We start from the raw sequence: 18,475 nt of genomic DNA, 5'->3' as shown, positions 1-18,475 counted from the left end.
CGCACCATGCCTACGATTAACGGAACGGCCGGTAACGACGCGCTGCGCGACACGGCGGAAGACGACATCCTGAACGGCGACGCGGGCAACGACGAAATCTTCGTCAGCCGCGGCCGGGACGTCGTCGACGGCGGCGCGGGGGTCGATCGCATCGGCATCAGCTACGGCGGCCTGACCTCGGGCGTAGTCAACTTCGGCGAGACCGGGTTCGACAACGCCGCGGGCGACGGTACGACCAGCGTCCGGTTCACCGGGATCGAGGCGGTGAACATCACGACCGGCGCCGGCGACGACACCATCCGCACCTTCTTCCGACCGGATGCCAACAGCGACACCATCGTCTCGGGCAGCGACTACATCGCGCTCGGCGCCGGCAATGACCGCGCCCTCGGCGGCGGCGGCAACGACCAGATCTACGGCGGGGCCGGCAACGATGTCCTGGACGGCGACGGCGCCATCCGCGGCAAGTTCGGCGGCGCGCGCAATCTGGGCGACCTCAACTTCACCGGCTCCGACACCCTGTTCGGCGAAGCGGGTGACGACATCCTGCAGGGCGGCGGCGGCGACGACATCCTGGACGGCGGCATCGGCAACGACACCCTGTACGGCGACGGCCAGCTGCTGCGCTACACCGACACCACCGTCAACGGCGGCGGCACGGTCACCCAGATCGACCAGGGCGGCGGCCTTGAATCCGGCAACGACCGCCTGAACGGCGGCGACGGCGACGACATTCTGGTCGGCGGCCAGGGCAATGACGAACTGACCGGCGGCGCGGGCAATGACACCGCCCGCCAGAACCTGATCCAGGACGGCGCCGACAGCGTCAATCTGGGCGAGGGCGAAGACCGGGTGGAGATCACCGCCAACGCCGACGCCGACAACTCGGGCGCCATCCGGCTGACCTTCACCAGCGCCGAAGTCGGCAACGGCTCGGCGTTCGACGGCGGGACCCTGTCCGGTCAGGACGGCGGCCTGGGCGTGCGGATGCAGGGCGAGAACTATGCCGACGGACTGGTCGGCTCGACCAGCCGGTTCGACGACGAAGGCATCACCTTCGTGGCCCAGGGCGCGTCCCGCTTCGACGTCCGCGACCTCGTCTCCGGCGCCCAGCGCGGCAATCTGTTCTCCACGGTCACCCTCGGCACGATCGCGGCGGACACCTACGCCGGCACGGACGCAGCCGACTACATCAACGGCGGCATGGGTGCCGACACCCTGTCGGGCGGACTGGAGGACGACTTCCTGGTCGGCGGCGCCGGCGATGACGTTCTGACCGGCGGCGCGGGCAATGACAGCCTGCTGGGCGGAGCGGGCTCCGACACCGCCAACTTCAACGTCACCACCGACGGCGCGGACATTGTTGATCTGGGCGCCGATCAGGACCGGGTTCTGCTGGCGGGCGCAGCCGGCCAGATCCGCCTGACCTTCACCAGCGGCGAAGTCGGCAACGGCATCGCCAACGACGGCAACACCCTGGCCAACCAGGACGGCGGCCTCGGCGTGCGACTGCAGGCCGAAGACGGCGCGGACGCCCTGACGGGCCCGGTCTCGCGCTTGGATGATGAAGGCGTGACCTTCGTGGCCGGCGAGGGCCAGACCTTCGACGTTCGCGATCTGCCGACCGGCACGCAGCGGGGCAACCAGTTCACCACCGTGACGCTCGGCACGAGCGGCAGCGACGCGGCCTTCGGCGTCTCCGGCGCCACGGCGTTCAACGGCACGGCCGGCGCGGACTACATCAACGCCGGCGGCGGGGACGACACCGCCAATGGCGGCGACGGGGATGACTTCCTGGTCGGCGGCGCGGGCGATGACACGCTGAACGGCGGCGCCGGGCGGGACACCATCCTCGGCGGTGCAGGCAATGATGCGATCGACACCGTCGACCGTCCGTCGAACATCTTCGGCGGCTCCATCGCGCCCGAGAGCGACACCGTGGATGCCGGCGCGGGCGATGACACGGTCACCGCCGGTCGCACCGATATCGTCAACGGCGGCGACGGCATCGACTCCTTGTCGATCAACTTCGGCTTTGACGGCCAGAACCTGGATCCGGCGGGCGTGACCCTGACGCTGGATTCGACCGGCGCCGGCGTCGCCACGGACGGGACCTCGATCTCGAACTTCGAGCGCGTCAACTTCACCCTCACGAACAACGTCGACGTCGTGAACACCGGCAATGTGACCGCCTCGCTGGATGGCCAAGGCGGCAACGACACCCTGACCACCGGTAACGGAGACGATCAGATCTCCGGCGGCGCGGGCGATGACATCATCAACTCGGGCGCCGGCGCGGACACCCTTTCGGGCGGGTCGGGCAATGACATCGTCAACGGCGGCGACGGCGACGACACCTTCAGCCTCGACCTCAGCCAGGACGGCGCGGATCAGGTGAATCTCGGCGCGGGCAACGACACCGTCCGCTTCGACGGCTTCGCCACCGGCCAGTATCGCGTCACCTTCACCAGCGCCGAGGTCGGCAACGGCTCGGCCAATGACGGCGGGACCCTGGCCAATCAGGACGGCGGTCTGGGCGTGCGCATCCAGCGCGAGAACGCTGACGGGACCCTGACGGGCGACATCGCCCGCTTCGACGATGAAGGCATCCAGTTCATCGCCGGCACCCAGGGCATCACCTTCGACGTTCGCGATCTGGTTTCCGGCGCCGAGCGGGGAACGCAGTTCGAGGGCGTGGTGCTGGGCACCAGCGGCGCCGACACCCTGAGCTTCTTCCCGCCGTTCCGGGCCGGGCAGGCGTTCTATTACAACGCGGGCGCCGGCAACGACACGGTGACCGGCGGCGACAGCAACGACTTCCTGGTCGGCGGCGCGGGCGACGACGCCCTCAACGGCGGCGCGGGCAATGACACCTTCATCGGCGGCGCCGGAAATGACGTTTACAACGGCGGCACGGGCATCGACACGGTGACCTACGCCGCCTCGACCGCCGGCGTCTCCATCCGGGGCGACGGCGCCAGCGGATCGGACGGAATGGGCGGCACCGACATCCTGTCGGGCATCGAGAACATCACCGGCTCGGCCTTCAACGACACCATCATCGGCAATGGCGCCGACAACCGGCTGGACGGCGGTCTCGGCCGCGACGTCCTGCTGGGCCTGAACGGCGACGATGTTATCAGCGGCGGAACCGGCGTGGCCAACGAGCTGTACGGCGGCGCCGGCAATGACCTCTATCTCAGCGAGGCTGTCGGCGACACGATCGTCGAACTGGCCGGCGGTGGGATCGACACGGTTCAGACGACCCTCTCCCGCTATACCCTCCAGGCCAATGTCGAGAACCTGACCTACGGCGGGACCGGCGCGTTCGTGGGCATCGGCAACGCCGCCAACAACGTGATCACCGGCGGAACGGCCTATGATGTGCTGCTCGGCGGCGACGGCAACGACACCCTCATCGGCGGCTCCGGCGCGGCCAATGAACTGTACGGCGGCGCGGGCAATGACACCTACATCGTCACCTCGGGCGCCGACACCATCGTCGAGCAGGACGGCGGGGGCGTCGACACGGTGCGGTCGTCGACCTCGTTCACCCTGCGCGGCAATGTCGAGAACCTGACCTACACGGGGACAGGTGATTTCGCCGGCACGGGCAACACCCTGGCCAATGTCATCACCGGCGGCGTCGGCAGCGACACCCTGACCGGCGGTCAAGGCAACGACACCCTGATCGGCGGCGACGGCCTCGACACGGTTGTCCTGGCCGGCAACCGGGCGGACTACAGCTTCACCCGCTCGGGCGACGGCTACCGGTCGGTCGACTCGATCACCGGACGTGACGGAACCGACACCCTTAGCGGCGTGGAACAGATCCGTTTCGCCGACGGCTCGATCGTCCGCCTGACGGACCTGGTCCCGACCGTCTCCACGGCTCTGGCCGCGGACGACTTCCTGCTGACGGACGGTGGTCCCCAGACCCTGCCGCTGCAGAACAAGGCGATCCTGGAAGACGCCTTCAATGCGGGCGAGGGCTTCAATCACGCCGGCGACAGCATGATGATGCTCCCGCCGTCGGATGATTTCGTCCCGACCGTCGTGGCGGATCCCCTGCATCCGGGCGTCGGCCACGACGTCTGGGGCTGACGCCAGGGTCCGGCGCGCGGACGAACGGTCAGGGTCAGGCCGGTATGGGATGTCGTCGCTTTCGGCGGCGCCCTGCCGGCCCCCTCTCCGCCGAAGCGCGCTGAACCCCTACGCCTGCGGCGGCGGTTGATCGGGCGGATCCAGCCCTGTCAGCCGCCGCCGTCGTCGTATCTGCCCCTGCGCAGTCGTCCGCAGGCCTGAGGTCAATCCCCGTCCATCGGCACCGGCTTTTCCTCGGGCGCGGATTGTTCCGTGCGGTCCCGGAAGAGCGCCGCACGGGCGAGCAGGATCAGCGTCACGGGCGTTGTGACGGTCAGGAAGACCGCGATCAGAAGTTCACGCGGCAGCCAGCGCCCCTGCGCCGCGCCGAAATAGAGCCAGGACGCCACCAGGATCAGCGCCATGCCGAGCGTGGCCCCGAGGGTCGGGGCGTGGACGCGGTCGTAGAAGGACCGCAGCCGGACAAGCCCGCTCGCCCCGAGCAGGGACAGGCCGGAGCCCAGAATGACCAGGCCGACGATCACGATCGCCAGCCAATCCGGAAGCGCTGTCTCCGTCACTCGATCACCTCACCGCGCATCAGGAATTTGGCCAGCGCCACGGTTGCGGCGAAGCCCAGCATGGCGATGATCAGGGCCGCCTCGAAATACAGGTCGCTTCCCGTACGGATGCCGACGACCACGGCCACCAGCATGCCGTTCAGATACAGGGTGTCCATGCCAAGCACGCGATCCTGGGCGCGCGGGCCGCGGATGATGCGGAAGGTCGCGCAAACCAGCGCAAGCCCCAGCAGGACCAGGGCGACGGTCAGGCCCAGATCGAGAATCCGCGCACTCATTCGAATATCTCCATCAGAGGCCGTTCGTACCGCTCCTTTACGATCCGGACCCAGGTTTCCTCGTCCACCAGATCAAGGACGTGCATCAGCAGCCGGCCGGTGAAGCGATCATATTCAACCCACAGGGTCCCCGGCGTGCTGGTGATGATGATCGCCAGAACAGCGAGGGCGTAGCGATCCTTCAGGTCCAGCGGAATGTGGATGAAGCCGGACACCCGGTCAGCCCGGCGGCCGGTCAGGATCTGGGCCACGGCGAAATTGGAGCGGACCACGTCCACCGTGACGCGGGCGGCCAGGGTGAGGATCGCACCGGGCGCCCTGACACGGACCGGATCCATCCGCAGGACGCGCATCACCTGCGGCGCCGCCAGCGCCATCAGCAAGGCGAGCGCCAGCGACGGCGGCGCAAGGCTGGAGCTCAGCAGGATGGAGGCGACGAACAGCCCAAGCGACAGCAGGGGGTGTGGCAGCAGCCCTCTCATCGGCCCTCTCCCGTCAGAACCGCCTGGATGTAGGCCGAGGGCTCCGCCAGCCAGACCGCGGTCTGGTTCGCATAGGCCAGAACGGCCTCGCCGAAGAGGGACATCAGGACACAGGCGCCGAGCAGGCCCGCGATGCCGAAGAACTCGCCGGCGCCGACGACCAGGGCCGGCGCGGTCTCGTCCCGCGTCCAGATCGCGCCGACGCCGAGGCGGGTCAGGCTGATCACCGCGCCGAGGCTGGAGACCGCCAGCATGCCGACGATCATCCAGGCGGCGGCGCTGTTCGCCGCGACCAGGGCGCCCATTATGCCCACCTTACCGATGAAGCCGGCCAGAGGCGGCAGACCGGCGATCATCAGGGTGCAGAGGATGACGGCGCCGCCGAGGGCGGCCACGGCCGCCGGGATCACCAAACCCGGCTCGTTGCGCTCCGTATCCTCGAACGGATCCCGGTATTCGTCGTCAAAGACAGCCTTGTCGGCGCCGCCGCCGGGGTCCCGACCGCGCTCCAGGATTTCAGCGACGAGGAACAGCGCCGCGCAGGCCAGGGTCGACCCGGCGAGGTAGTAGAGCGCCGCGCCGAGGCTGCCCGCCCCTCCCCCGCCCACCACCGCCAGCAGCGTGCCGGACGAGACCATCACCGCAAACGCCGCCGCCCGCCCCAGTTCCCGCGCCGCCATCATGCCAAGGGCGCCGAACAGCATCGTGGCCAGGCCGGTCGCCAGCAGCACCTCGTCGCCGAAGCCCGCCGACGCCCCGGCCTGGGCGGAAAACGTCAGCGCGCTGAGCCTCAGGATCACATAGACGCCGACCTTGGACAGGATCGCCAGCATCGCCGCCGCGGGGGCGCTGGCCGCCGAATAGGTGGACGCCAGCCAGAACCCGAGCGGCCAGGCGGCCGACTTGATGAGGAAGGCCACCGCCAGCACCGCGCAGCCCACATGGAACAGGCCGCGGTCCCCCGCGGCGATGTCGGGAACCCGCGTGGCCAGATCCGCCATGTTCAGCGTTCCGGTCAGCCCGTAGATCAGCGCCACGCCCACGAGGAACAGCAGCGAAGCCGTCAGATTGACCGCGATATAGCCGAGCCCCGCGCGAATCCGGGTCTCGCCGGATCCATGCAGCACCAGGCCATAGGACGCGGCCAGCATGATTTCGAAGAAGACGAACAGGTTGAACAGATCGCCCGTCAGCAGGGCTCCGTTGACCCCCATCACCAGCAGCAGGAACAGGGCGTGGAACCGCGGCCCCGCCCGATCCCAGCGCGCCATCGCGAAGATCAGGGCGCAGAAACCCAGCACGGCGGTCAACGCGATCATCAGCGTCGAAAGCCGGTCCGCGACCAGCACGATACCGTACGGGGCCGCCCAGTCCCCCAGACGATAGACCCGCGCGACATCCCCCCCGTCAGCCGCGCCGGTGGCGCTTTCATGGATCAGCACCATCGCCATGACGAGGACGGCGGTCATGGCGGCGAGGCTGAGCGCGCCCTTCAGGATGCGACGGCGCTCGTCGATCAGCAGCATGCCCGCCGCTACGACCAGAGGCAGAACGATGGGGCCGATGATCAGGTGTTCGAGCCAGCCGGTCATGCGCCGGGCTCCCGACCGTCGACGTGGTCGCTGCCCGTCGCGCCGCGCGCGGCCAGAACCACCACCAGGAACAGGGCGGTCAGGGCGAAGCTGATGACGATGGCGGTCAGCACCAGGGCCTGGGGCGTGGGATCATCATAGAGGGCGGGAGTCTCCAGCCCGGAGGCGGTGACCGGCGCGGCGGCGATGCGCAGACGGCCCATGGAGAAGATGAAGATGTTCACCGCATAGGACAGCAGGCACAGCCCCATGATCACCTGGAAGGTGCGCGGGCGCAGCAGCAGCCAGGTGCCGGACGCGCCCAGCACGCCGATGGCCAGGGCGAGGACGATCTCGATCATGCCGGGTCCTCCGCCTTGTCTTCGCCCGTCTGCCTCGCCTTCCGCAGTGACTGGTGGGCGAGCGCCACCAGCATCATGACCGTGGCGCCGACGACAAGCACGACCACGCCCAGGTCAAACACCACGGCGCTGGCGATCGGCACCCGCCCCAGCAGCGGCAGGTCGGCATACTGGAAGGCCGAGGTCAGGAAGGGTCTCCCGAACGCCCAGGCGCCGGCGCCCGCCAGCGTCGCGATCAGCAGACCGGACCCGATCCAGATCGCGGGGCGGATTTCCAGCCGGTCTTCCACCCACCGCGCTCCGGACGCCATGTACTGGAGCACGAAGGCGACCGACAGCGCGACGCCCGCGGCGAAGCCGCCGCCGGGGAGGTCGTGCCCCCGCAGGAATAGGTGGACGGCCAGCAGGATGACGAAGGGGAACATCCAGCGCATGACGACCTGCGGAACCATCAGGGCCTCCTTCAGGGTGTCGCCCTCGGTCCGGTTCTCGCGTCGACGATCGGCGGCGGCCTGCACGCGCTTCTGTTTCGGATCCGGCAAGGTATCGCCATAGGGCCGGAAGCGCCTCAACAGGATGAAGACCGTCAGGCCGACGATGCCCAGCACGGTGATTTCGCCGAAGGTGTCGAAGGCGCGGAAGTCGACGAGGATGACATTGACGAGGTTGCGCCCGCCCGCGAGGTCATAGGCGTGCTCGACATAGTAGCGGGAGACGCCATCCATCAGCGCGGGGCGCGTCATCACCGCATAGGCGGCGACCGACAGTCCCACGCCCACAAAACCGGCGAGCACCAGATCGACCCGACGGCGCAGACGTGAACGTCGCTCGAGGTGGTCCGGGACACGGATCGATTCCAGCCGCTTGGGCAGCCATCGCAGGCCCAGCAGCAACAGCACCGTGGTGACGATCTCGACCAGCAGCTGGGTGATGGCCAGGTCCGGCGCCGACAGCCAGAGGAAGGATAGGCAACTGGCCAGCCCTGCCCCGCCCATCAGCACCACAGCCGCCAGCCGGTGGTATTTCGCCTGCCATGCCGCCGCGACGGCGCAGGTTCCGCCGACGAGCCAGAGCAGGGCGAACGCGACCTCCGAGAGCGCCGGCGCCGCCGGCGCGGGCGCTGCGATCGTGAACCCGCCGGAGCCCAGACCGGCCACGAAGGCGGCCATGACGGCGACCAGAATGATGGCCCGAAGCTGCTGCTGGACGCCCTTGGCGCCGAAGACGGTCTGGCCCGCCTCGGCAGCCCGGAAGGCGCCGGTCATGGCCTTGTCGAACAGGTAGCCGCCATTCAGCCAGCGCACGGTCAACGGACCACCGCCGGCGTTCACGTTGATGCGGCGGCCCAGCAGGATGTAGAGGCCCACGCCGCCGAGCAGGGCGATCATGCTGAGCAGGAGCGGCAGGTTGAATCCGTGCCAGACCTTGAGGCTGTAGTCCGGCAGGTCGACCCCCAGCACCGAGACCGCCGCACTGCGCAGGAACGGCCCGATGGTCAGCGCCGGGAAGACGCCCACCACCAGACAGAGCAGAACGAGAATCTCCACCGGCCGACGCATCCAGACCGGCGGCTCATGCGGTATGCGGTCCAGCGCCGTCGGCGGCGGGCCGAAGAAGGTCGCGTGGATGAACCGCAGGGAATAGAGGACGCTGAACACGCTCGCGAGCGTCGCCAGAACGGGCAAGGCCGTCGCTAGCGGATGGCGCCCGGCGCCGGTCACGGCTTCCGCCAGGAACATCTCCTTGGACAGGAAGCCGTTGAGCAGCGGCACGCCCGCCATGGCGGCGGCGGCCACCATGGCCAGCGTGGCGGTCACCGGCATGAAGCGGAACAGCCCGCTGAGTTTTCGCATGTCCCGGGAGCCGGCCTCGTGATCGATGATGCCGGCCGCCATGAACAGCGACGCCTTGAAGGTCGCGTGATTGACCACATGGAAGATGGCGGCGATCGCGCCCAATTTGGTGCCCAGGCCGAGCAGCAGGACGATCAGGCCGAGGTGACTGATCGTCGAATAGGCCAGCAGCCCCTTCAGATCGTGCTGGAAGATCGCGGTCCACGCCCCGATCAGCAGGGTCAGCAACCCGGCGCCCCCCACCAGCACCAGCCACATCGGGGTCTCCGCGAAGATCGGCCAGAAGCGGATCAACACAAAGATGCCGGCCTTCACCAGGGTGGCGGAATGCAGGTAGGCACTCACCGGAGTCGGCGCGGCCATGGCCCGCGGCAGCCAGAAGTGGAAGGGGAACTGGGCGCTCTTGGTCATGGCGCCGACCAGGATGAAGCCCAGCGCGATCGTGTGTCGCGGGTCCGCGAGGATCAGGGCGCGGGAGTCCAGAACGGTCTGCAGATCATAGCTGCCGACGATCTGGCCCAGCAGCACCATGCCGACCAGCAAGGCCAAACCGCCCGTCGCCGTCACCGTCAGCGCCATCCGCGCGCCTTCACGCGCCAGTCGGTTCTGGGTCCAGTAGCCGATGAGCAGGAAGGAGAAGAGGCTGGTCAGCTCCCAGAAGACCACCATCTGGATCAGGTTGCCGGACAGAACCAGTCCCTGCATCGCCCCCATGAAGGCCAGCAGGAAGGAGAAGAACCGCGGCACGGGGTCCTTCGGCGACATGTAGTAGCGGGCGTACAGCACGACGAGCGCGCCGATGCCGAGAACCAGGGCGCTGAACAGCCAGGACAGGCCATCCAGCCGCAGGACGAGATTCAGGCCCAGCGACGGGATCCAGGGAATGTCCACCCGGAGGACTTCCCCATCCTGGAACTGGGGCCACAACAGCCCCAGGCAGACGACGCAGACGAACGCCACGCTCCAGGACAGCAAGGCCGCAGCCGTTCTCGTATGTTTCGGCAGCCCGGCCGCGACCACAGCCCCGACAAAGGGCAAGGCGACTACGAGAAGCAGCAAGGCTGAAGTCATTCGTCTTTCGAATCTCCGTGGCGTCAGGAGACTGACAGCCTAGCGCAACGCTCCCCGCCTCACATTCGCCGAGTGACCGCGTCGATCCGCCCCATAACCCTGCCGGCGTCCACCCCGTTCCTGAAGGGACGCCAGCAGGAGAACCGGATGTCCCGAACCACCCTTAACTTTCACGATGACCGACGGGACGCCGCCTCGGCCCTGGTCTCTCTTCGCGAAGTCGGGATGAACGCCGGGGACGTCGCCTCGATCTGGGAAATGCCGCCCGCAGGCGAGGCGCTGCGGGATCCGACCGTCGCGCCGTTCGCATTTTACGAGATGGACTTTCGGGGCGGCCCGGCCCTCCAGCTTTCGGGCTGGTTCGCCACCGCCGCCATGGATGCGCTCGCCGAGCACAGGTTGATCGACCTGCCCTCGCTCCTCAGCGCGGCCGGGATCGACGCCGCCGAGGCTGAACGGGTCCGCGCCACGATATCGGCCGGCGGCGGGGTGACGGCGGTGCGCGCCCGCGACAGCCACCTTCAGAACGGCGACTGAGCACGCCTCAAACACTGACGCGCCGCCGATCGCGCTACGCGGAAGGAGCGAGCATGGGGTCGTGCGGGTGGGCCCGTGGGATTGGGCTGCCGATCAGGTGATCACCGCCAGCAGCACCGCGACCCAGTGCACGGCGGCCGCGGCCACGACGTGCCCGTGCCAGATGGCGCGACGAAAGCGGAGCGTCTTGCGCGCATAAAAGCCCACCCCGACCGAATAGAGCAGCCCGCCGACGGCGAGGAGGATCAAGGGCGCGAGGCCGAGGCTCTCCATCAACGGCTGGATCGCGATCACCATCAGCCAGCCGAGAGCGAGATAGACCGCGATCCAGAAGCCGCGTCCCAGCCCCGGCAGCAGCAGCTTCGCCGTGGCCCCGAACAGCGCCGTCGCCCAGACCGCCGCCGTCATGCCCCACGCCCAGGCGCCGCTCAGATGCTGGGTCGTGAAGGGCGTGTAGGATCCGGCGATCATGATGAAGATTCCGGCGTGATCAAACCGCCGCAGCAGAGGCTGAAACCGGGCCGGTGCAAAATTGTAGGCGGTGGACAGGGCCAGCATCGTCAGCAGGCCCGCCGCATAGATCCCCGCCGTCGCCAGGCGCCCGATGTGGCCGAACCCGATCGCCAGCCCCAGCAACATGCCGCCGCCGACCAGCGCCAGCGCCAGTCCCGTCAGGTGGACGATCAGGTCCGCCAGCCGCTCCCGGGGATCCTCATAGTGTTTCGGCGCGGGCGGGAGGTTGCTCAAGGCGGCAGATCCGATGTTGATGGCCACGGGTTATATCGCCAGCCGGTCGCCTGCCAAGCGCTCCTGGACCGACGCCCCGCCTTGTGCGCGGCGCCCGAGGTGAGCCTTGTCGACCGATGACGCCCCGGTTCCCGGGTATCGCCCGGGGACGGACGGACGACACTTTGGGACGCACGGACATGTTTAAGCAGACCTTAAACCGATAGGATCGGGGCAGTTTCCGGTGTTCCTCGGCGCATGCGCGGCTGAGGTCTTGAGCGCCGCGTCGACTATCTTTCGGGGCCCTCCATGACTTCATCGACCACGACCGCGTTCGCGACCTCGCTTGTCCCGACCGTCACCCCCCTGGCCTTCGCCGGGACAGGCGGGCCCTCTGTCGTGATCGCCCCGACGACCCGCGGCCGGACGGGCGGTGAAATCCTGGTCAACACGACGACGGCAGGCGCGCAGATCACACCGCTGATCGTCAACCTGTCGAACGGCGGCTTCGCCGTGGTCTGGCAGGACCGCGGCGCCGACGCGCAGGGCGACATCCGGGCCCAGACCTATTCCGCCGCCGGTCAGCCGGTCGGCGCCGAAATCCTGGTCAGCCTCGCCACCGTCAACGAGCAGAGCGAAGCGACCGTGACCGCCCTGGCCGGCGGCGGCTATGTCGTCGCCTGGCGCGACCTCAGCCAGGGCGTCGGCGGCAACCCCGGTGACAGCAATGGCTGGGCGATCAAGGGCCGGGTGATCGGCAACGACGGCGTGCCGCTGGGCGGCGAACTGGTGCTCAACTCCCATATCGACGGCAGCCAGGTTCAGCCCCAGATCACCAGCCTGCCGACCGGCGGCTTCGTCGCCACATGGCTCGACACCTCCACGACCGGCGGCGATGCGGACGGCAGCTCGATCCGGGCACGGGTGTTCGACGCTTCCGGCGCCCCGCTGGGACCGGATTTCATGGTCAACACCCTCACCGACAGCGCCCAGACCACCCAGTCCGTGACGGTGCTGTCGAACGGCGGCTTCGTCGTCACCTGGCAGAGCTTCAGCACCGCTGGCGGCGACGGCAGCAACTATTCGGTCGCGGCCCAGGTCTTCACCGCCACGGGCGACAAGGTCGGCGGCGAATTCCTGGTCAATACGGCGACGTCAGGATTCCAGCAGAACGCAGAGGTCGTGGCCCTGGCCGGCGGCCGCTTCGCCGTCACCTGGCTGGACAACAGCCAGGGCGTGGGCGGCGCGACCGGCGACAACTCCGGCTTCGCGATCAAGGCCCAGGTCTTTGAAGCCGACGGAACGCGGGTGCTGAGCGAAATCCTGGTCAATACCGCGACCGCCAACGGTCAGACTATCCAGCAGATCGTCACCCTGGCCAACGGCGGTTTCGTGATCACTTGGCAGGACTACAGCGCCGGCGTCGGCGGCGCGACCGGCGACACGGCCGGCACGGCCATCAAGGCCCAGGTGTTCGGCGCCGACGGCGCCAAGGTGGGGACCGAGCTGCTGGTCAACAGCGCCACTGCGGGCGATCAACAGAGCCCGCAGATCACCGCCCTGTCCGATGGCGGCTTCGTCATCGTCTGGTCCGACGGCAGCGTCGGCGTGGGTGGCGCCTTGGGCGACGGTTCAAACTATGCCGTAAAGGCCCAGGTCTATGACGCGTCGGGCGTCCGGTCCGGCGGCGAATTGCTGGTCAACACGGCGATCAGCGGAAACCAGGGCAGCGCCGTCGTCACCGCCCTGCCCGGCGGCGGCTTCGTCGTCAGCTGGGCCGACCCGAGCAGCGGCGTCGGCGGCGCGGGGGGCGACACCAGCGGCACCGCGATCAAGGCCCAGGTCTTCGGCGCGGCTTTCGTCGCCAATGAACAGACCCCGCTCAGCCTTAAGGCGCTGGGTCTCGACGTGTCCGATCCGGACGCGGGCGACATCCTGACCGTGACCCTGTCGGTGACCTCCGGCGTGATCACGGTGGACGCCGGGACCAGCGGCGCGACCGCTTCGGGTTCGGGTACGGCCAGCATCACCCTGACGGGCACGGCGGCCCAGATCAGCGCCCTGCTGAACACCGACGGCGGCAGCGTGCTGAGCTACAGCTCCACCAGCGATGCGCCGCCCGCCAACACGACCCTGACGATGTCGGTCGATGACGGTCAGGGCGGGACGGCGACCACCACGGCCCAGATCGCCAATGTCGCCCTGAACGACGCCCCGGTGCTGAACCACAATCAGGTCGTGACCGTGCTGGAGGGCGCGCAGGTCGTGCTGACCGCCGCTGATCTGGACTTCAACGACGCGGACAACGCCGACGTCAGCGTGACCTATACCATCACCACCCTGCCGACCAACGGCACGGTGTTCAAGAACGGCTCTTCGCTGGGGCTGAACGGAACCTTCACGCAGCAGGACGTGGTCGACGGACGCATCGTCTTCCTCCACGACGGCAGTGAAACCACCTCCGCCGCGTTCGGCTTCTCGGTCAGCGACGGCATCGGCGGCACGGTCACGGGCCAGAGCTTCACCTTCAGCATCACGCCGGTGAATGACGCGCCGACCGTCAACGTCAGCGGAGAGGTCAGCCCGCGCGGAACTGAAATCCTCGTCAACACCCAGACAGGCGGCGCCCAGTCGGCGGCCCAGATCACGACGCTTGGTGACGGCCGGTTTGTCGTGACCTGGACGGACGCCAGCTCCGGCAACACCGACATCAAGGCCCAGGTGTTCGCGGCGTCGGGCGCCAAGCTGGGCGGGGAACTGCCGGTCAACACCGCCGTCGCCGGCGCTCAGTCCGTACCCCAGATCACAGCTCTGGATGGCGGCGGCTTCGTCATCATCTGGCAGGACAGCAGCTTCGGCGTCGGCGGCGCGGCTGGCGACCCATCCGGCCTGGCGACCAAGGCCCGGATTTACGGCTCCGACGGCTTGCCGCTCGGGGCCGAAATCCGGGTCAACACCCAGACCTCTAACGACCAGTCTCAGGCCCAGGTCACGGCCCTGGCCGGGGGAGGGTTCGCCGTCGTCTGGACCGATCTCAGCGCTGTGAAGGACGGTTCCGGCTCCTCCATCAACCTGCAGGTCTTCAACGCGACCGGTGGCGCCGTCGGCGGGGAAACGGTCGTCAACACCGCCGTGCTGAATGGTCAGACCATTCCGCAGATCACGACCCTGGCGGGCGGTGGCTTTGTCGTCACCTGGCTGGACGGCAGCCTCGGCGCCGGCGGCGCGACCGGCGACAACTCGAGCAGTGCGGTCAAGGCGCAGGTGTTCACCGCCGACGGCGTCAGGACCGGCGGGGAAATTCTGGTCAACACGGCGGTTAGCGGCGCGCAGTCGGCCTCCCAGATTACGGCCCTGATGAACGGCGGCTTCGTCGTCACCTGGCAGGACAACAGCCTGGGCGTCGGCGGCGCCGGCGGCGATACGTCGAGCGGCGCGATCAAGGCCCAGATGTTCGGCGCGGATGGATCGAAAGTCGGTGGCGAGTTCCGGGCCAATACCGCCGTGAACGGCGCCCAGAGCGTACCCCAGATCACCACCCTGTCGAACGGCGGCTTCGTCATCACCTGGACGGACAACAGCCTCGGCAGCGGCGGCGCGGGCGGCGACGCGAGCGGCACGGCCATCAAGGCCCAGATGTTCGGCGCGAACGGCGCGGCGGTCGGAAACGAACTGCTGGTCAATACGGCGGTCTCCGGCACCCAGAGCGTCGCACAAATCACCGCCCTGGCGGACGGCGGCTTCGTCATCACTTGGCAGGACGGCAGCTTCGGCGTCGGCGGCGCCACCGGTGACGTCAGCAGCACGGCGATCAAGGCCCAGGCCTACGATGCCCTCGGCGGCAGGGTCGGTGGTGAAATCCTTGTCAACACCGCCACCTTTAATGCGCAAGCCGTCGCTCAGATCACGGCCCTGCCGGACGGCGGCTTCGTCATCACCTGGCAGGACATCAGCCAGGGCAGCGGCGGCGCCGGCGGCGACACCAGCAGCACAGCCGTCAAGGCCCAGGTCTTCAACCTCGGCCTTTCGGCGATCGAACAGACGACCGCCGACTTCAAGGCGCGCGGGCTGTCGGTCACGGATCCGGACAGCAGTGGCGAGCTGACCCTCACCCTGTCGGTCGATCACGGCGCGCTGACCCTCGATGCGGGGACCAGCGGCGCCGTCGTGACGGGCTCCGGCACGGCCTCGGTGACGATCACCGGCACGGCGGCCCAGATCAACGCCCTGCTGAACACCGACCCGACCTCGATCTTCAGCTTCGTGACCACGTCGGACGAGACCCCGGCCACCGCCACCCTGACCTTCGTCGCCAATGACGGCGCGGGCGGCGTGACCACGACCACCGCTCCCATCCGGCTGGTCGCCGTGGTCGACGCCTCGACCGCCGCCGCCGACGCCTTCGCGGCCAATGAGGGCGTCGGAGTGACCGGCAATCTGTTCGCCGACAACGGCGCGGGCGCCGACACCGATCCGGACCACGGCGCTCCCCGGGTGGCCGCCGTCAACGGCGCGCCGGCCTCGGTGGGGACGCAGATCACGCTCGCCTCGGGCGCCCTGCTGACCGTCAACGCGGACGGGACCTTCACCTACGACCAGAACGGCGCCTTCAGCGACCTCAGCGCGCCGGGCTCGGGCGGTGCCAACACCAGCGCGATCGAGACCTTCACCTACACGCTGGAAAGCGGCCAGACGGCCACGGCGACCATCACCATCACCGGCGTGGACGGCGACGACACCATTGTCGGCACGGCGGGCGACGACACCCTGACCGGCGGCGCGGGCATCGACACCGTCGTCTATTCGGGCGCAGCCTCGGCCGTGCGCGTGGACCTGCGTCTGAGCGCGCCGCAGACCACCAACGGCGCCGGGACCGACACCCTGTCGGGCTTCGAGAGCGTCACCGGTTCGGACTTCAACGACACCCTGATCGGCACGGCCGGCGGCAACGTCCTGCGCGGCGGCCTGGGCTCTGACGTCCTGCTGGGTCTGGGCGGAAACGACACCCTGGTCGGCGGCGCGGGCGCGGCCAATACGCTGCAGGGCGGGCTGGGCGACGACGTCTATGTGGTCGAGGCCCAGGACACCGTCGTTGAGCTGGCCGGACAGGGCCGCGACCGGGTCGAGACCACGCGCAACGTCTACACCCTGTCCGCCAACGTCGAGGACCTGACCTTCACCGGGACCGGCGCCTTCACCGGCTACGGCAACGCCTCGGACAACGTCCTCACCGGCGGCGCGGGCGATGACCTGCTGGTCGGCGGCGCGGGCGCCGATACGCTGAACGGCGGTCTGGGCAGCGACACGGCGGTCTATACGGCGGCGGCCGGCGGCGTGAACGCCAACCTGACCACAGGCGCCGCGACCAACGACGGCGATGACGCCGGGGACATCCTGACCAGCATCGAGAACCTGACCGGCTCGGCCTTCGACGACACCCTCACGGGCGCCGCGGGCGTCAACTATCTGATCGGCGGCGCGGGCGACGACGTCATCAACGGCCGCGGCGGCAATGACTGGCTGTACGGCGGCGACGGCGAAGACACCGTCTCCTATGCCGACGCGACCGCCGGCGTGGCGGCGTACCTCTACGCCCGTACGGCCCAGGACGGCGAAGGCGGCGCGGACGTTCTCACCGGCTTCGAGAACGTCACCGGTTCGGCCTTCAACGACCTTCTGGTCGGCGACGAGGGTAACAACGAACTGCGTGGCGGGGCCGGGCGCGACGTCCTGCTGGGACGCGAAGGAACGGACCGGTTGTTCGGCGGTACGGGCGCGGCCAATCAGCTTCAGGGCGGCGCGGGCGATGACGCCTATTACGTCGACGCCGCGGGCGACACGATCGTGGAGCTGGCGGGCGAAGGCCACGACGTCGTCATCACCACGGTGAACGTCTTCAACCTGGCCGCCAATGTCGAAGACCTGTCGTTCGAGGGGACCGGTAACTTCATTGGCTCCGGCAACGCCTCGGACAACGAGATCTATGGCGCGGACGGCGACGACATTCTGAACGGCGGCGGCGGTCACGACAGCCTGAACGGCGGCGTCGGGGCCGACATCCTGCTGGGCGGCGACGGCAACGACTATCTGGACGGCAGCTGGGACACGGTGCGCGACATCCTGATCGGGGGCGCGGGCGACGACACCTACGCCCTTCGCGCCGGAGACGCGGTCGTCGAGGCCATCGGTGGCGGCTACGACACGGCGCAGATTCTGGGCGACTACACCCTGGCCGCCGGGGTCGAGCTGGAAGTCATGACCGCCAACGCAGCCTCCAGCGAATACAACACCACCATCGTCGGCAACGAACTGGCCAACACCATCGTCGGCGGCCTGGGCGACAACGTTCTGCGCGGCATGGCGGGCGACGACCGCCTGAGCGGCGGCGCGGGCCTGGACCGTCTGGAAGGCGGCGACGGCGATGACCTCCTGTTCGGCGGCTATGGCGACGACCTGCTGTTCGGCGGAGCGGGAACCGACACCGCCCGGTTCAGCTATGACCGCAGCCAGTACACGCTCACCGATCTGGGCAACGGCCGCTACAGCATCAGCCACAACAGCGCCGATCAGGAAGGCGTCGATATCCTGGAGGGGATCGAAATGGTCCGCTTCAGCAACGGCACCTTCACCGTGGCCTCGCTGTTCAACGCCGGCGCGCCCGCGGTGGAGGTCAAGGCCGATTTCGGACCGCAGACCCTGCCGATCCTGGACGACGACTTCCTGTCCGTCGGCGGCGACCAGCCGCTGGTGCTTCCGGCCCTCGGGGACTTGGCCAAGGACCTCGATCTGCCGCAGGTCCAGCCGGGCCTGGAGATCGCGCTGGAGGACATGGTGGTTCGCCCGGTCGCCGGCGCCTTTAACGGCATCCTGCACGACACCGACCTGATCGCGCACTACGACAGCTGGCTGATGTAGACCTCCGCGCCATCGA

Annotated in this window: 10 protein-coding genes; 3 read left to right on the top strand and 7 right to left on the bottom strand. The window is 68.7% G+C overall.

Annotated features, from left to right (window positions below):
* The first annotated feature begins 6 nt into the window (after positions 1-6).
* On the top strand, positions 7-4,104 hold the full coding sequence (locus ACW174_RS10900) for a beta strand repeat-containing protein (protein WP_492014457.1): 4,098 nt from the start codon (positions 7-9) through the stop codon (positions 4,102-4,104).
* A gap of 203 nt (positions 4,105-4,307) precedes the next feature.
* Here ACW174_RS10900 and mnhG read toward each other — a convergent pair whose 3' ends face one another.
* From mnhG to ACW174_RS10870, 6 genes are read right to left on the bottom strand one after another with little or no spacing between them, the layout of a single operon-like run.
* A complete protein-coding gene (gene mnhG, locus ACW174_RS10895) occupies positions 4,308-4,664 on the bottom strand; it encodes a monovalent cation/H(+) antiporter subunit G (RefSeq protein ID WP_492014456.1) in 357 nt (118 codons plus the stop codon).
* Positions 4,661-4,942 carry a K+/H+ antiporter subunit F gene (locus ACW174_RS10890; protein ID WP_492014455.1) on the bottom strand — a complete coding sequence of 94 codons (282 nt, stop codon included), beginning with the start codon at positions 4,940-4,942 and terminating at the stop codon, positions 4,661-4,663. Before ACW174_RS10890 ends, mnhG begins: the two co-directional genes overlap by 4 nt.
* Positions 4,939-5,424, bottom strand: a complete 486-nt coding sequence (locus tag ACW174_RS10885; RefSeq protein ID WP_492014454.1) for a Na+/H+ antiporter subunit E — start codon at positions 5,422-5,424, stop codon at positions 4,939-4,941. The genes ACW174_RS10890 and ACW174_RS10885 overlap by 4 nt, the downstream gene beginning before the upstream one ends.
* Positions 5,421-7,016 (bottom strand): monovalent cation/H+ antiporter subunit D, encoded by a 1,596-nt coding sequence (locus tag ACW174_RS10880; protein WP_492014453.1) that lies wholly within the window; start codon positions 7,014-7,016, stop codon positions 5,421-5,423. Before ACW174_RS10880 ends, ACW174_RS10885 begins: the two co-directional genes overlap by 4 nt.
* On the bottom strand, positions 7,013-7,357 hold the full coding sequence (locus tag ACW174_RS10875; protein WP_492014452.1) for a Na+/H+ antiporter subunit C: 345 nt from the start codon (positions 7,355-7,357) through the stop codon (positions 7,013-7,015). Before ACW174_RS10875 ends, ACW174_RS10880 begins: the two co-directional genes overlap by 4 nt.
* Complete coding sequence (locus ACW174_RS10870; RefSeq protein ID WP_492014451.1) at positions 7,354-10,269, bottom strand: monovalent cation/H+ antiporter subunit A; 2,916 nt, start codon at positions 10,267-10,269, stop codon at positions 7,354-7,356. Before ACW174_RS10870 ends, ACW174_RS10875 begins: the two co-directional genes overlap by 4 nt.
* Before the next feature lie 159 nt (positions 10,270-10,428).
* Between ACW174_RS10870 and ACW174_RS10865 the strand changes: the two genes are divergently transcribed.
* A complete protein-coding gene (locus tag ACW174_RS10865) occupies positions 10,429-10,818 on the top strand; it encodes a hypothetical protein (RefSeq protein WP_492014450.1) in 390 nt (129 codons plus the stop codon).
* Between the two features lie 93 nt (positions 10,819-10,911).
* On the opposite strand, the gene trhA is transcribed toward ACW174_RS10865, so the two are convergent.
* Positions 10,912-11,565, bottom strand: a complete 654-nt coding sequence (gene trhA / locus ACW174_RS10860) for a PAQR family membrane homeostasis protein TrhA (protein WP_492014449.1) — start codon at positions 11,563-11,565, stop codon at positions 10,912-10,914.
* Positions 11,566-11,853: 288 nt separating this feature from the next.
* On the opposite strand from trhA, the gene ACW174_RS10855 reads away from it, so the two are divergent.
* On the top strand, positions 11,854-18,459 hold the full coding sequence (locus ACW174_RS10855) for a cadherin-like domain-containing protein (RefSeq protein WP_492014448.1): 6,606 nt from the start codon (positions 11,854-11,856) through the stop codon (positions 18,457-18,459).
* The last annotated feature ends 16 nt before the right edge of the window (positions 18,460-18,475 follow it).

Source organism: Brevundimonas sp. AVps31 (genome assembly GCF_058681355.1).
This window is presented reverse-complemented; position numbering and strand designations above follow the sequence as displayed.

Coding starts and splice junctions, on each gene's coding strand:
- ACW174_RS10890 (WP_492014455.1), bottom strand. CDS start 4,942: ATGAGTGCGCGGATTCTCGATCTGGGCCTGACCGTCGCCCTGGTCCTG.
- ACW174_RS10875 (WP_492014452.1), bottom strand. CDS start 7,357: ATGATCGAGATCGTCCTCGCCCTGGCCATCGGCGTGCTGGGCGCGTCC.
- ACW174_RS10865 (WP_492014450.1), top strand. CDS start 10,429: ATGTCCCGAACCACCCTTAACTTTCACGATGACCGACGGGACGCCGCC.
- ACW174_RS10885 (WP_492014454.1), bottom strand. CDS start 5,424: ATGAGAGGGCTGCTGCCACACCCCCTGCTGTCGCTTGGGCTGTTCGTC.
- ACW174_RS10880 (WP_492014453.1), bottom strand. CDS start 7,016: ATGACCGGCTGGCTCGAACACCTGATCATCGGCCCCATCGTTCTGCCT.
- ACW174_RS10900 (WP_492014457.1), top strand. CDS start 7: ATGCCTACGATTAACGGAACGGCCGGTAACGACGCGCTGCGCGACACG.
- ACW174_RS10855 (WP_492014448.1), top strand. CDS start 11,854: ATGACTTCATCGACCACGACCGCGTTCGCGACCTCGCTTGTCCCGACC.